General features: G+C 42.2%; 13 protein-coding genes. 10 read left to right on the forward strand and 3 right to left on the reverse strand.

The window, feature by feature from the left end:
* Positions 1 to 13 precede the first annotated feature (13 nt).
* Positions 14 to 217 carry a hypothetical protein gene (locus tag GYO_RS29845; RefSeq protein WP_014113599.1) on the reverse strand — a complete coding sequence of 68 codons (204 nt, stop codon included), beginning with the start codon at positions 215 to 217 and terminating at the stop codon, positions 14 to 16.
* A 164-nt stretch (positions 218 to 381) separates the two neighbouring features.
* On the opposite strand from GYO_RS29845, the gene papB reads away from it, so the two are divergent.
* The 8 genes from papB (at position 382) to splB (ending at position 9,494) form a co-directional block, all read left to right on the forward strand.
* On the forward strand, positions 382 to 1,476 hold the full coding sequence (papB, locus tag GYO_RS29850) for a di/tri-peptidase (RefSeq protein WP_014113600.1): 1,095 nt from the start codon (positions 382 to 384) through the stop codon (positions 1,474 to 1,476).
* Between the two features lie 281 nt (positions 1,477 to 1,757).
* A complete protein-coding gene (locus tag GYO_RS29860; protein ID WP_014113601.1) occupies positions 1,758 to 2,723 on the forward strand; it encodes a LacI family DNA-binding transcriptional regulator in 966 nt (321 codons plus the stop codon).
* Positions 2,724 to 2,806: 83 nt separating this feature from the next.
* Positions 2,807 to 3,652, forward strand: coding sequence for a glucose PTS transporter transcription antiterminator GlcT (gene glcT / locus GYO_RS29865; protein WP_014113602.1), 846 nt, complete (start codon positions 2,807 to 2,809; stop codon positions 3,650 to 3,652).
* Between the two features lie 229 nt (positions 3,653 to 3,881).
* Positions 3,882 to 5,981 (forward strand): PTS glucose transporter subunit IIABC, encoded by a 2,100-nt coding sequence (ptsG, locus tag GYO_RS29870; RefSeq protein ID WP_014113603.1) that lies wholly within the window; start codon positions 3,882 to 3,884, stop codon positions 5,979 to 5,981.
* Positions 5,982 to 6,079: 98 nt separating this feature from the next.
* Complete coding sequence (locus GYO_RS29875; RefSeq protein ID WP_003218637.1) at positions 6,080 to 6,346, forward strand: phosphocarrier protein HPr; 267 nt, start codon at positions 6,080 to 6,082, stop codon at positions 6,344 to 6,346.
* Complete coding sequence (gene ptsP, locus GYO_RS29880) at positions 6,346 to 8,058, forward strand: phosphoenolpyruvate--protein phosphotransferase (RefSeq protein WP_014113604.1); 1,713 nt, start codon at positions 6,346 to 6,348, stop codon at positions 8,056 to 8,058. Before GYO_RS29875 ends, ptsP begins: the two co-directional genes overlap by 1 nt.
* A 90-nt stretch (positions 8,059 to 8,148) precedes the next feature.
* The gene (gene splA, locus GYO_RS29885; protein ID WP_003218644.1) at positions 8,149 to 8,388 is read left to right on the forward strand and encodes a splAB operon transcriptional regulator SplA; all 240 of its coding nucleotides are present in this window, start codon (positions 8,149 to 8,151) and stop codon (positions 8,386 to 8,388) included.
* Between the two features lie 77 nt (positions 8,389 to 8,465).
* A complete protein-coding gene (gene splB, locus GYO_RS29890; RefSeq protein WP_014113605.1) occupies positions 8,466 to 9,494 on the forward strand; it encodes a spore photoproduct lyase in 1,029 nt (342 codons plus the stop codon).
* A gap of 14 nt (positions 9,495 to 9,508) precedes the next feature.
* On the opposite strand, the gene GYO_RS29895 is transcribed toward splB, so the two are convergent.
* Entirely contained in the window at positions 9,509 to 10,189 is a 681-nt protein-coding gene (locus GYO_RS29895; RefSeq protein WP_014113606.1) for a GNAT family N-acetyltransferase, read from the reverse strand.
* A 134-nt stretch (positions 10,190 to 10,323) separates the two neighbouring features.
* On the opposite strand from GYO_RS29895, the gene mcpC reads away from it, so the two are divergent.
* Both mcpC and GYO_RS29905 read left to right on the forward strand, forming a co-directional pair.
* Complete coding sequence (mcpC, locus tag GYO_RS29900) at positions 10,324 to 12,291, forward strand: methyl-accepting chemotaxis protein McpC (protein ID WP_014113607.1); 1,968 nt, start codon at positions 10,324 to 10,326, stop codon at positions 12,289 to 12,291.
* Between the two features lie 150 nt (positions 12,292 to 12,441).
* Positions 12,442 to 13,308 carry an NAD(P)-dependent oxidoreductase gene (locus GYO_RS29905; RefSeq protein ID WP_014113608.1) on the forward strand — a complete coding sequence of 289 codons (867 nt, stop codon included), beginning with the start codon at positions 12,442 to 12,444 and terminating at the stop codon, positions 13,306 to 13,308.
* Between the two features lie 39 nt (positions 13,309 to 13,347).
* Here the strand turns inward: GYO_RS29905 and GYO_RS29910 are convergent, their stop codons facing one another.
* Positions 13,348 to 14,148, reverse strand: coding sequence for a CAP domain-containing protein (locus tag GYO_RS29910; RefSeq protein WP_014113609.1), 801 nt, complete (start codon positions 14,146 to 14,148; stop codon positions 13,348 to 13,350).
* Between the last annotated feature and the right edge of the window lie 94 nt (positions 14,149 to 14,242).

Raw genomic sequence — 14,242 nt, forward strand, 5'->3', positions numbered from 1 at the left:
GGTTTTTTATGTATCAAGCTTTTCCTTCTTTTTTGTCTTTATCGGATCTTTTCGTAACCATGATGAGAGCGAGGATGCAGCATAGGCACCCCGCTGCACAGCCGATGATAGAGCTGTAATAATAAAAATCGACCATCTTCATACCGATAAAAGGAGCGGAAATTCCCAAAACCGTTAAGAGCATAACTGCTTTTCGTCTGAAAAAATTCATCAGCAAAACGGAACAACTCCCTACGCTAGAACTCTACTGTCAGTATACAGGAAGCGGGGCAGGAAATAAAATGGATTGAAAACGAAGGTGCCGCGGAAGGCAAACACCTGTAAAACCTGTTACAATGAAAGACAGAACAAAGCATTGCAAATGGCAGGGAGGAACTAGAAGTGAATAGAATACAACGCGTCTCTTCATGGCTGAAGGAAGCGGGGCATACTGCCGCATTTATTCATACGAAAGAGAATGTTTTTTACTTAACCGGTTTTTACACAGAGCCGCATGAAAGATTAATGGGTTTATTTATTTTCCAAGAAGAGGAGCCTTTCTTTGTTTGTCCTGGAATGGAAGCAAACCAGGCCCGCAACGCAGGTTGGAATCATGAAATCATTGGTTATGCGGATCATGAAAATCCGTGGGAGCTGATAGAGAAAGCCTTGAAAAAGCGAAATATCAGCATACATACACTCGCGGTAGAAAAGGATTCAATCTCACTATCACGCGCAGAACAGCTGAAGCATTCAGTGGGCGGGGCTCAATTTGTTTCAGCAGAAGAAACACTCAATCAATTTCGCCTGATGAAAGACGACAATGAAATTCGTTTGCTGAAAGAGGCGGCAAAGCTTGCTGATTACGGTGTTGAAGTCGGCACAGCCGCTTTGCGTGAAGGCATCAGTGAAGTGGAAGTGCTCGCTCAAATCGAGTATGAGCTGAAGAAAAAAGGAATTCAGGGCATGTCTTTCTCCACAATGGTTTTATTTGGAGAAAAATCAGGCCAGCCTCATGGAAATCCGGGTACAGCCACGTTGAAGAAAGGTGATTTTGTTTTATTTGATCTCGGTGTTATTCTTGACGGTTATTGCTCTGATATTACAAGAACGTTTGCATACAAGACCATCAATCCGAAGCAAGAGGAGATTTATGAGACCGTGCTTCAAGCGGAAAAAGCCGCGATTGAAGCAAGCAAACCAGGTGTCAGAATCGGAGATCTGGATTTAACTGCCCGCGGAATCATTGAAAAAGCAGGGTACGGAGAGTATTTTCCTCACCGGCTGGGACACGGACTCGGGATTTCTGTCCATGAGTACCCATCAATGAGTCAAGCCAACGATACACTGCTGCAGGAAGGCATGGTCTACACGATCGAACCGGGGATTTATGTACCTGAGATTGGCGGCGTGCGCATTGAGGATGACGTTCATGTAACAAAGGACGGAGCGGTTGCTCTGACCCAATATCCAAAGGAATTAATCATACTGCCGTAACTGGAAATAAAAAAGGACTTTGTTCTCGACATCGTCCTTTTTTATCTGCATTAAATAAAAAAATCATCAAATGTTCGAAAGGGTTTAATTTCATGTTTTTGGTTGAGAGGTTTTACTGCAAGACAGCTGCCGCCAAGAACAGTCAGACATAATCCAATTAAAATGAAGAAACCCATATGATCTTCTCCTTTCAGCTAAAAATACAAAATATGTCTGGTATGTTCATATCATATTGTATGAAACGCATTCCAGATCAAGGGAATTTAGAAAGAAGGGAATCTATGGCTAATATTAAAGACATTGCAGAAAAAGCCGGTGTCTCCGTTACAACGGTTTCCCGAGTCATAAACAATCACCCTTATGTCAGTGAAGACAAAAGAAATAGAGTGCTTGAGGCAATGGAAGCATTGGAGTACACGAGGAATATCCATGCCGTGCATTTGTCGAAAGGATTTTCAAACATGATTGGCGTTGTCTTGCCGACGATTAATCTGCCTTATTTTGCAGAGCTGATTGCAGGAATAGCCGACGCAGCCGCGGAATCCGGGTTTCACCTCTCTTTATTCCAAACAAATTATGATGTACAGAAAGAAATCTTTGCGCTGACCCAATTAAAGCAGCGCCAGGTTGACGGGTTAATTTTTTGCTCAAAGGCGCTTGCTGATGAGAAACTCATGGAATGGGAGGGACCGATATTGCTTTGCCAGAATTCAGATATCGGCCGTTTTCCAACCATCAGTATTCCTCACCAACAAGCATTCCGGTACGGCTTGGACTATTTAATTGCCAAAGGGCATAAAAAAATAGCCATCTGTTTGGCAAGAAAAAAAGGCATGAACAGCCATTTTCGAATCAAAGCCTATAAAGAAGCATTGGAAGAGATCGGAGAGGCATTTCATGAAGACTGGGTGGTTGAGAAAGCGATTACAATTAATGATGGCAAAGCGCTTTTTCATAAGTGGAAAAAGTGGAAGGAAAAGCCGACGGCTATTTTCGTTGCCAATGATCAAGTCTCAGCAGGGCTTTTACTTGAAGCAAAGGCCCAGCGGGTATCGGTACCGGATGAGCTTGCCATCTTAAGCGTTGATAACCATGAAATCAGCCAATCACTTGGTATCACAACGATCGATATTCAAACAAAGGAAATGGGAAAGCAGGCGTTTGCCATGCTGGAAAAAAGAATTCAGGGACAGCCTATTGAAAGGAAGGTTCTGGATTACCGTCTCATCGAAAGATCGACTGTTTAGTGAAAGCGTTGAAAAAAGGTTTGACGTGCATTCCGTTCGTTATGTACGATATGAGGTATTGAATGACAAAGGAGCTGAGGATCGTGAATGGGTCCTTCACAGTGAAAAAGGTACTGAATAATAACGTCTTAATTGCTTCTCATCATAAATACAGCGAAGTCGTTTTAATCGGAAAAGGTATTGGTTTCGGAAAAAAACAAGATGATGTCATTGAAGATAAAGGCTACGATAAAATGTTCATTTTAAAGGACGAGAAGGAACAAAAGCAGTTTAAAAAGCTCCTTGACTATGTTGATGAAAAGCTCGTTGATATTTCAAACGATGTCATCTATCACATCAGTAATAGGACAAACCACTCATTAAATGAACATATTCACATTGCACTGACAGACCATATCGCATTTGCGATCAAAAGGCAGCAGCAGGGCTTTGATATGAAAAATCCATTTTTAATGGAGACTCAGTCACTTTATCCTGAAGAATACCAAATCGCCAAAGAAGTCATAGATATGATCAATGAAAAAGCGGGAATCTGCCTTCCGGAAGGGGAGATCGGCTTTATTGCTCTGCATATCCATTCAGCTCTGACAAACCGTCCGCTGTCCGAGGTCAATCAGCATTCGCAGCTGATGGCACAGCTTGTTGAGGTGATTGAAGACTCGTTTCAAATGAAAGTAAACAAGGAAAGTGTCAACTATTTGCGGCTGATCCGGCATATCAGATTTACAATAGAAAGAATCAAAAAAGAAGAACCGACTAAAGAACCAGAAAAATTAATGTTGTTATTGAAAAATGAATATCCGCTATGCTACAATACAGCTTGGAAATTGATTAAAATCTTGCAGCAAACATTGAAGAAACCAGTTCATGAGGCGGAAGCGGTTTACCTGACGCTTCATCTGTACCGATTAACCAATAAAATTTCATAAATTCAGTTTATCCTTATAACGTGTTACTGATCCGATCAGGCATGAGTGATTGAGGGGAAAAAACGGGAAGTCCATTCTCGTTCTTTTGCGCACCCAATTTTGCTCATGCCCTTTTTGTTGTGTAAAAGGGCAAATGTAAACGGTTAAACTGGAAGACTTACGCCTGTGAATTCGTTGTCATGATTTTTAGCTGTAAGGTCAGACTAGTAAAAAGAGGAGGTCAATTCTTATGTTTAAAGCATTATTCGGCGTTCTTCAAAAAATTGGGCGTGCGCTTATGCTTCCAGTTGCGATCCTTCCGGCTGCGGGGATTTTGCTTGCGATCGGGAATGCGATGCAAAATAAGGACATGATTCAGGTCCTGCATTTCTTGAGCAATGACAATATTCAGCTCGTAGCGGGTGTTATGGAAAGCGCTGGGCAGATTGTTTTTGATAACCTTCCGCTTCTATTCGCAGTAGGTGTAGCCATCGGGCTTGCCAACGGTGATGGAGTTGCAGGGATTGCAGCAATTATCGGTTATCTGGTGATGAACGTATCCATGAGTGCGGTTCTTCTTGCAAACGGAACCATTCCTTCCGATTCAATCGAAAGAGCCAAGTTCTTCACGGAAAACCATCCTGCATATGTAAACATGCTTGGTATACCTACCTTGGCGACAGGTGTGTTCGGCGGTATTATCGTCGGTGTGTTAGCTGCATTATTGTTCAACAAATTTTACACAATTGAACTGCCGCAATATCTTGGTTTCTTTGCGGGTAAACGTTTTGTTCCAATTGTGACGTCAATTTCTGCACTGATTCTGGGTCTTATTATGTTAGTGATCTGGCCTCCGATCCAGCATGGATTGAATGCCTTTTCAACAGGATTAGTGGAAGCGAATCCAACCCTTGCTGCATTTATCTTCGGGGTGATTGAACGTTCGCTTATTCCATTCGGTTTGCACCACATTTTCTATTCGCCGTTCTGGTATGAATTCTTCAGCTATAAGAGTGCAGCAGGGGAAATCATCCGCGGGGATCAGCGTATCTTTATGGCGCAGATTAAAGACGGCGTACAGTTAACAGCAGGTACGTTCATGACAGGTAAATATCCATTTATGATGTTCGGTCTGCCTGCTGCGGCGCTTGCGATTTATCATGAAGCAAAACCACAAAACAAAAAACTCGTTGCAGGTATTATGGGTTCAGCGGCCTTGACATCCTTCTTAACAGGGATCACAGAGCCATTGGAATTCTCATTCCTATTCGTTGCCCCTGTCTTGTTTGCGATTCACTGTGTGTTTGCGGGACTTTCATTCATGGTCATGCAGCTGTTGAATGTTAAGATTGGTATGACATTTTCCGGCGGTTTAATTGACTACTTCTTATTCGGTATTTTACCGAACCGGACGGCATGGTGGCTTGTTATCCCTGTCGGCTTGGGACTTGCGGTCATTTACTACTTCGGATTCCGATTTGCGATCCGCAAATTTAATCTGAAAACACCGGGACGCGAGGATGCTACGGAAGAAACAGCAGCATCTGGGAAAACTGGTGAAGCAGGAGATCTTCCTTATGAGATCCTGCAGGCAATGGGTGACCAGGAAAACATTAAACACCTTGATGCTTGTATCACTCGTCTTCGTGTGACTGTAAACGATCAGAAAAAGGTTGATAAAGACCGTCTGAAACAGCTCGGTGCATCCGGGGTGCTGGAAGTCGGCAACAACATTCAAGCTATTTTCGGACCGCGTTCTGACGGTTTAAAAACACAAATGCAAGACATCATTGCGGGACGCAAGCCAAGACCTGAACCTACAACATCTGCTCAAGAGGAAGTAGGGCAGCAGGTTGAGGAAGTCATTGCAGAACCGCTGCAAAATGAAATTGGCGAGGAAGTCTTTGTTTCTCCGATTGCTGGAGAAATTCACCCGATTACTGATGTTCCTGACCAAGTCTTCTCAGGAAAAATGATGGGTGACGGTTTTGCGATTCTCCCTTCTGAAGGTATTGTCGTATCACCGGTTCGAGGAAAAATTCTAAATGTGTTCCCGACGAAACATGCGATCGGCCTGCAATCCGACGGAGGAAAAGAAATTTTGATCCACTTCGGCATTGATACGGTCAGCCTCAAGGGCGAAGGCTTTACGTCTTTCGTATCAGAAGGGGACCGCGTTGAGCCTGGACAAAAGCTTCTTGAAGTTGATTTGGACGCAGTAAAACCGAATGTACCGTCTCTGATGACACCGATCGTATTTACGAACCTTGCTGAAGGAGAAACAGTCAGCATTAAGGCAAGCGGATCAGTTAACAGAGAGCAAGAAGACATTGTGAAGATTGAAAAATAAGGGTATATAGTACGCTGTGCTTGTCAGATGACAAGTACGGCTGTATGATATAATATTGTGAAGTAATAAAGCTTTAAGTTAAAAGGAGAATGATAAAAATGGCACAAAAAACATTCAAAGTAACTGCAGATTCTGGAATTCACGCTCGTCCTGCGACAGTTCTTGTACAAACTGCAAGCAAATACGACGCTGACGTTAATTTAGAATATAACGGCAAAACAGTTAACCTTAAATCTATCATGGGTGTTATGTCTCTAGGTATCGCTAAAGGCGCTGAGATCACAATCTCTGCTACTGGCGCTGACGAAAACGATGCTCTTAACGCTTTAGAAGAAACAATGAAAAGCGAAGGACTCGGCGAGTAATGCAAGAATTAAAAGGGATTGGCGCTTCAGCCGGCATCGCGATTGCAAAAGCGTACCGGCTTGAAGAACCAGATTTAACGGTTGAAAAGAAAAACATCTCTGATTCTGAAGCGGAAGTAAGCCGTTTTGATGAAGCGATTGCACGTTCAAAAGAAGAGCTCGAAAAAATCAAAGAGCACGCTTTGAAAGAACTGGGTCAGGATAAAGCTGATATTTTTTCTGCTCACCTTTTAGTTCTCAGTGACCCTGAGCTTCTGAACCCTGTGAAAGAAAAAATCAGCACTGATTCAGTGAATGCTGAATTCGCTTTAAAAGAAACGTCTTCTATGTTCGTTACTATGTTTGAGTCAATGGACAACGAATATATGAAAGAGCGTGCGGCAGATATCCGCGACGTAACAAAACGCGTAACCGGCCACCTGCTTGGCGTCGAAATTCCGAACCCAAGCATGATCTCAGAAGAGGTTATTATTGTAGCTGAAGACTTAACACCGTCTGACACAGCTCAATTAAACCGTGAGTTCGTAAAAGGATTCACAACTGATATCGGCGGACGCACATCTCACTCTGCCATCATGGCGCGTTCTCTTGAGATTCCTGCAGTTGTTGGAACGAAAGCGGCTACAGACACGATCCAAAACGGCGTGACTGTTATCGTTGACGGTATTAATGGCGATGTCATTATCGATCCTTCTGCGGAAACTGTAAAAGAGTATGAAGAAAAACATAATGCTTATTTGGCTCAAAAAGCAGAGTGGGCGAAGCTGGTCAATGAACCGACTGTCTCAAAAGACGGACATCATGTAGAGCTTGCAGCTAACATCGGTACTCCTGATGATGTGAAAGGCGTTCTTGAAAACGGCGGAGAAGCAGTTGGTCTTTACCGTACAGAATTCCTTTATATGGGAAGAGATCAGCTGCCTACAGAAGATGAGCAGTTTGATGCTTACAAAACGGTTCTTGAGCGTATGGAAGGAAAATCAGTTGTCGTGCGGACACTTGATATCGGCGGAGACAAAGAGCTTCCTTACCTGCAGCTTCCTAAAGAAATGAACCCATTCTTGGGATACAGAGCGATTCGTCTTTGCCTTGAAGAGCAAGAAATCTTCAGAACACAGCTTCGCGCGCTGCTTCGTGCAAGTACATACGGAAACCTGAAAATCATGTTCCCTATGATTGCGACAGTTAACGAATTCAAAGAAGCAAAAGCGATTCTTCTTGAAGAGAAAGAAAAGCTTGTAAAAGCGGGACAGGCTGTATCTGACGATATTGAAGTCGGTATGATGGTTGAAATTCCGTCAACTGCAGTCATCGCTGATCAGTTTGCTAAAGAAGTTGATTTCTTCAGTATTGGAACAAACGATTTGATCCAATACACAATGGCAGCTGACCGTATGAATGAACGTGTATCTTACCTGTATCAGCCATACAACCCAGCAATCCTTCGTTTAATTACACTCGTAATTGAAGCGGCACACAAAGAAGGAAAATGGGTTGGCATGTGCGGAGAAATGGCAGGAGACGAGATTGCGATCCCGATCCTTCTTGGCTTAGGCTTAGATGAGTTCTCAATGAGCGCAACTTCAATCCTTCCGGCAAGAACACAAATCAGCAAATTGTCTAAACAAGAAGCTGAGTCATTCAAAGAGAAAATCTTATCTATGAGCACGACAGAAGAAGTTGTCGCGTTCGTAAAAGAAACATTCAAGTAATGTCCAAAAACCAGACGGCCTCCGGCCTGTCTGGTTTTTTTCATAAGTAAAGGTATAGAAGGGCACAATAACATGGCTAGGAGGGATAGCATGTCAAACCAATTTAACGCAGGAGATACAGTTTACGTGATCTACAGAAATCCGCACGCCGCCAATGTTGCCCATATAAAGGAAGCTGAAATTGTGCACCATCCATACCATGAAGGCGAGCTTTCACTGTTTATTTATGAAACCTATCATCCGTTTGCAGAGGATGATGCTGTATTTGCAAGCTATGAAGAAGCTAAATCACTCTACAAAGAACTATTTGATATCGATCCGTATGAGTAACAAGGAAATCATTACAACTCATATCCTTTCCGCCTTAAGAGAAAAGTAACGTTAGTAAAGGAAAAGGATGTGGCATTATGCAGAACCCATTTGTTCCTCAGCTTGTGTATATTGAACCGAGAGCGCTGGAATATCCGCTGGCCCAAGAATTACAAGATAAATTTGAGAAAATGGGCATTGAAATCAGAGAAACGACATCCCACAATCAAGTTCGTAATATTCCTGGAAAAAACCATCTTCAGCAATATCGCAACGCGAAGTCAACTTTAGTCATTGGTGTCCGGAAAACATTAAAGTTTGATTCTTCTAAACCATCGGCTGAATATGCCATTCCGTTTGCAACAGGCTGCATGGGGCATTGCCATTACTGCTACCTGCAAACAACAATGGGATCAAAGCCGTATATCAGAACCTATGTAAACGTCGAAGAGATTTTGGATCAGGCAGATAAGTATATGAAGGAGCGCGCACCAGAATTCACAAGGTTCGAGGCCTCATGTACGTCAGATATTGTAGGAATCGATCATCTGACACACACGCTGAAGCGCGCCATTGAACATTTTGGGCAAAGTGACCTCGGAAAGCTCAGATTTGTAACGAAATTCCATCATGTCGATCACCTATTAGATGCAAAGCATAACGGGAAAACGAGATTCAGATTCAGTATTAATGCCGATTATGTGATTAAGAACTTTGAGCCGGGAACCTCACCTCTTGATAAGCGGATAGAAGCGGCAGTAAAAGTTGCAAAAGCAGGATACCCGCTAGGCTTTATTGTTGCGCCGATTTATATTCATGAAGGCTGGGAAGAAGGATACAGACATCTATTTGAAAAGCTTGATGCTGCTTTGCCGCAGGACGTTAGACATGATATTACTTTTGAATTAATTCAGCACCGTTTTACAAAACCGGCCAAACGAGTGATAGAGAAGAATTATCCGAAGACGAAGCTCGAATTAGATGAGGAAAAGCGTCGTTATAAATGGGGCCGTTACGGGATCGGAAAGTATATTTATCAGAAAGATGAAGAGCATGAACTTCGGGAAACGCTTGAATCCTATATTGATACCTATTTCCCTAACGCGAAAATTGAATATTTCACTTAAACGGGCTGTTGTGATCAACAGCTCGTTTTTTTATAAAAAGGATTTTTCCATTCCATTAAAACGCCGAAATTCAATGATTCTTTATCGTCTAAATAATTGCTGACTACTCGAATCGGTGAACGGCCGCAATGGAGAAGAAAGGACAGCACAGGGTCTTTTTTCTTGCCCTCCATTACATCTTCAACGTATTGAACAGCGCTGATCTCGTGTGAGTATTTATGATAAAAAGGAATGCGTCCGCCGCCGAGCAGGCGCTCCAGCCGTTTGTAAACAGTCAGCTCATACATCGTATTCATCAGCCATTTTCCGATTCCAAGCTTTCGATAATGAGGAGAAACAGAAATATCTACTACATATAAAGTATTTCCGTAAGGATCATGATTTTTAATAGATCCGTTATCTGTTGCCTGCACCCATGTATGGTCAGGAGATTCAGGCTCAAAATGTATGATAAGGGCAGTCATAGAACCGACAATTCTGCCATTGACCAGCGCGCATAAAGCGCCTTCCGGAAAGGTTTTGATATGGCTGTCAAGCTGTTCCTCCGACCATAGCAATTCCTGTGGGAACGGAGGAGGGAAACATTCTCTTTGAAGAGAAATCAGCCCCTTTACGTCAGTTTCAGTATAGTTTCTGATGGTCAGGGTCTCAAATTTTCTGCCGTTGTGCACATACATTTGTTTTAGTATGATCATCACCCTCCTTATATTGTTTCATTATAACGAAGATTGAATTTTCAGTAAATATATTCCGTTTTTCATATAATTTATTTTTTGATTATTCATTTTTCAAACGAAGGGGCCGATATAGAAATTAGGAGGGGATTGGTTTGTTTAAAAAACTTCACATGAAGATTGCTGTTTTTGTTTCAATCATGTTAATCGTCACAGTTGTTCTTTTAATGCTGTCTTCTTATTTGACGCTAAAACCGATGATTACAGAGGATGGGAAAAATACAACTCAAAACGTGACACAGTCACTTGAACAAAATATTGAATTGCAATTAAAGAGTTATGCCATTTCGTTATCAAGATTGGCTAATGGGGAATTAACTCATACATTTGTAACAAAACCAAGTAAAGAAGCTTCTCGGCTATTTAACGATGACATTAAACAAATCAAAGATAACGATGATTATGTTGCGATGGCTTATGTTGGCACCGCAAAAAAAGAAATGTTTACATACCCGAAAGCCGATTTTGCCGATGATTATGATCCAACAACAAGACCATGGTATAAGCTTGCAGCTGAAACCCCGGGTCAAGTCGTTTGGACGCAACCTTATAAAGATGTCGTGACGGGAGACATGATTGTCACTGCATCGAAAGCGGTCCTTGACGGGCAAAAAGTGATCGGGGTTGCCAGCTACGACTTGAAACTCTCTGCTATCCAGAGTATGGTCAATAAGCAAAAGGTGCCTTACAATGGATTTGCCTTTTTAGCTGATGCCAGCGGCAATCTTTTAGCACACCCGTCAAACCAAGGAAAAAATATATCAAAGGATCAAACACTGAAAACCATTGCATCTGAGAAAAAAGGGATACAGGATGAAAATGGGAAAATGGTTGTGTACCAAACGATTGGGGAAACGGGCTGGAAAGTCGGAACGCAATTTGATACCGATAAATTAATGTGGATTTCAGATAAAATGAATCGGGCGAATCTTTGGATATCACTGATTGCGCTTATCATAACAATTATTCTCAGCTACTTTCTGGCCAAAACGATAACCGGTCCGATACAGCAGCTGATCGCAAAAACGAAGGCAGTTTCCGCGGGCGATTTAACAGTGCACGCAGAATCAAAATCCAAGGATGAAGTCGGTATTTTAACAAAAGACTTTAATCAGATGGTTGAAAATATGAAGGAAATGGTTGAGCAAGTGAGACTCTCTTCAGGGAAAGTATCTGATACCTCTGAGCAATTAACGGCTGTCTCTGCGGAAACAAATGAAACAAGCGGACAAATTGCAAAAGCGATTGAAGAAGTAGCCGCTGGGGCATCAGAACAGGCTTCTGAAGTCGAGACCATTAACGAAAAATCAGAAAGCCTGTCAACGAAAATCAGGCAAATTGCTGAGGAGGCAGGCGGAATTAAAGAACGGTCAAAATCGTCTGAGGATGCAAGCTATAAAGGACTTGACGCGCTCGGCCAGCTGCTGATGAAGTCAAACGAAGCCAACATGGAAACGAAAAAGGTTGAAACGATGTTGCTTGATTTGGAAAATCAAACAAAGAATATTGAAGAAGTCGTTACAGCGATTTCGAATATTTCTGATCAAACCAACTTGCTTGCCTTAAATGCCAGCATTGAGGCAGCCAGAGCCGGAGAAAGCGGACGCGGCTTTGCCGTCGTAGCCGATGAAGTGCGGAAGCTTGCTGAGCAATCAGCCCTTTCTACAAAGCATATCAGCGAGACTGTGAAGCTTATCCAGCTTGAGACAAAAGAGGCCTCTCACGCCATGGTTGAGGCAAGCAGAATGAATGATGAACAAAACAGTGCCATTCATGAGACAGGAGAGGTATTAAACACGATAACCGCGGAAATGCAATCGCTGGTACAAGGCATTGATCACATTTACGAAGAAATTCAAAGAATGAGTGAAGAACAGCTAGCGATTTCTGAAGCCATTCAAAGCATTTCAGCCATATCGCAGGAATCGGCTGCCGCAGCAGAGGAAGTGAACGCATCAACCGATGAACAGCTGATCACTCTTGATAAAGTCAAACACTCAACGGAGACGTTAAAACATGCAAGCCAAGAGCTTATGAACACAATTGCGAAATTCACATTGTAATCCAATTACATTCCCAAAACATGATTTGTTTTGGGGATTTTTTTATTTTAAGAGTATACTATATGATGAATAGATATGGTAGTCTAGAAAATGAAGGAAAAATGATAAATTTTAACTAAAATCAAAACGAAACATCTGGGAGGAATGACCTTGAAGAAAACAATTGGTTTTATCGGCCTTGGAGTGATGGGAAAAAGCATGGCGTCACATATTCTCAATGACGGCCATCCTGTTTTGGTGTACACCCGGACAAAAGAAAAAGCAGACAGCATACTGCAAAAAGGCGCGGTATGGAAAGAAACGGTCAAAGATCTTTCAAAAGAAGCGGACGTTATCATTACAATGGTCGGCTATCCCAGTGATGTTGAAGAAGTGTATTTCGGAAGCAACGGAATTATTGAAAACGCAAAAGAAGGCGCATATCTCATTGATATGACGACATCTAAACCTTCACTTGCGAAGAAGATTGCTGAAGCGGCTAAAGAAAAATCATTGTTCGCTTTAGATGCCCCTGTTTCCGGCGGAGATATCGGCGCGCAAAACGGAACACTCGCAATTATGGTTGGAGGAGAAAAAGAAGCATTTGAAGCCTGCATGCCGATTTTCTCTTTAATGGGAGAAAACATTCAGTATCAAGGACAGGCTGGAAGCGGCCAGCATACCAAGATGTGTAATCAGATTGCAATCGCAGCTGGTATGATCGGTGTTGCTGAAGCGATGGCATATGCTCAAAAATCAGGCCTGCAGCCGGAAAATGTCCTGAAAAGCATCACAACGGGCGCAGCCGGAAGCTGGTCATTATCAAATCTTGCTCCCCGTATGCTGCAAGGCAACTTTGAACCAGGTTTTTATGTGAAACATTTTATTAAAGATATGGGAATTGCGCTAGAGGAAGCGGAATTAATGGGAGAAGAAATGCCAGGCTTGTCGCTTGCAAAATCCTTATATGACAAGCTCGCTGCACAAGGCGAAGAAAACAGCGGAACACAGAGTATATATAAGCTCTGGGTGAAATAAAAAAAGATTGCCTGTACGAAACAGGCAATCTTTTTTTTATTATTTTCCGATGAATTGCTGTGTCCAGATGCTTCCAGACTCAACGTAGCCTACACCGATGTGAGTAAAGTTAGGGTTTAGAATGTTTTTTCTGTGTCCTTCACTGTTCATCCAAGCTTTTACTACTTCTTCTGGTGTTTTTTGGCCTTTAGCAATGTTTTCACCTGCTGTTTTGTAGCTGATTCCGAAAGATTTCATCATGTCAAACGGTGAGCCGTAAGTTGGGCTTTGGTGATCAAAGTAATTCTTGTCTTTCATATCCTGAGATTTTGCTCGTGCAGATTTGCTTAACGTTTCATCAATTTGAAGCGGTTTTAAGCCTTGTTTTTGTCTTTCTGCATTTGTAAGCTCAACAACTTTTTTCTCATATGCACTTACAGATGAAGGTGCAGATGTTGTTGTGTTTGTTTTTTCAGCTGCAGGTGCTTTAGAAGCAGCGTTTTGTTCAGTAGCTGCAGGTGCTTTAGAAGCAGTGTTTTCAGCTGCTTTTTCTGTAGTTTTTTGCGCAGGTTTTGCAGTGTCTGTCTTTTGAACATCCTGAATGTTCATGTTAGATTGCTTCGCATGTTTTTTAAGAAGCTGCTTGATCTCTTTTTCGTTTGCAGCATTTAATGTTTTAATATTTGTGTTAATATGCAGCTTTTTCACTACATCGTTAAGAGACATGTTTTGTACTGTATTCCCTGTTTTTACTGTTACCACATGCTGGCAGGAGAGTTCTTTCGCTGATGCTTGCTGTACGCCCCCGAATGTGAATAATCCAACCGCAGCGGCAGCAGATAAAATAAATGCTTTCTTCATTAGTTCATAACCTCCTAGAGTTGTTTGTTTCTACAAAAAAATCATAACATAGCTTTTTTGTCATAAAGTATCCATTACTTTCCTTTGACAAAGA

It is taken from the genome of Bacillus spizizenii TU-B-10 (assembly GCF_000227465.1).
In the GTDB taxonomy this organism is placed as follows: Bacteria; Bacillota; Bacilli; order Bacillales; family Bacillaceae; genus Bacillus; species Bacillus spizizenii.

Excerpts from the sequence above, each read along its gene's own strand:
- splA (WP_003218644.1), top strand. The coding sequence starts at position 8,149 with ATGTCAAACCAATTTAACGCAGGAGATACAGTTTACGTGATCTACAGA.
- GYO_RS29860 (WP_014113601.1), top strand. The coding sequence starts at position 1,758 with ATGGCTAATATTAAAGACATTGCAGAAAAAGCCGGTGTCTCCGTTACA.
- GYO_RS29875 (WP_003218637.1), top strand. The coding sequence starts at position 6,080 with ATGGCACAAAAAACATTCAAAGTAACTGCAGATTCTGGAATTCACGCT.
- splB (WP_014113605.1), top strand. The coding sequence starts at position 8,466 with ATGCAGAACCCATTTGTTCCTCAGCTTGTGTATATTGAACCGAGAGCG.
- ptsP (WP_014113604.1), top strand. The coding sequence starts at position 6,346 with ATGCAAGAATTAAAAGGGATTGGCGCTTCAGCCGGCATCGCGATTGCA.
- ptsG (WP_014113603.1), top strand. The coding sequence starts at position 3,882 with ATGTTTAAAGCATTATTCGGCGTTCTTCAAAAAATTGGGCGTGCGCTT.
- GYO_RS29910 (WP_014113609.1), bottom strand. The coding sequence starts at position 14,148 with ATGAAGAAAGCATTTATTTTATCTGCTGCCGCTGCGGTTGGATTATTC.
- GYO_RS29895 (WP_014113606.1), bottom strand. The coding sequence starts at position 10,189 with ATGATCATACTAAAACAAATGTATGTGCACAACGGCAGAAAATTTGAG.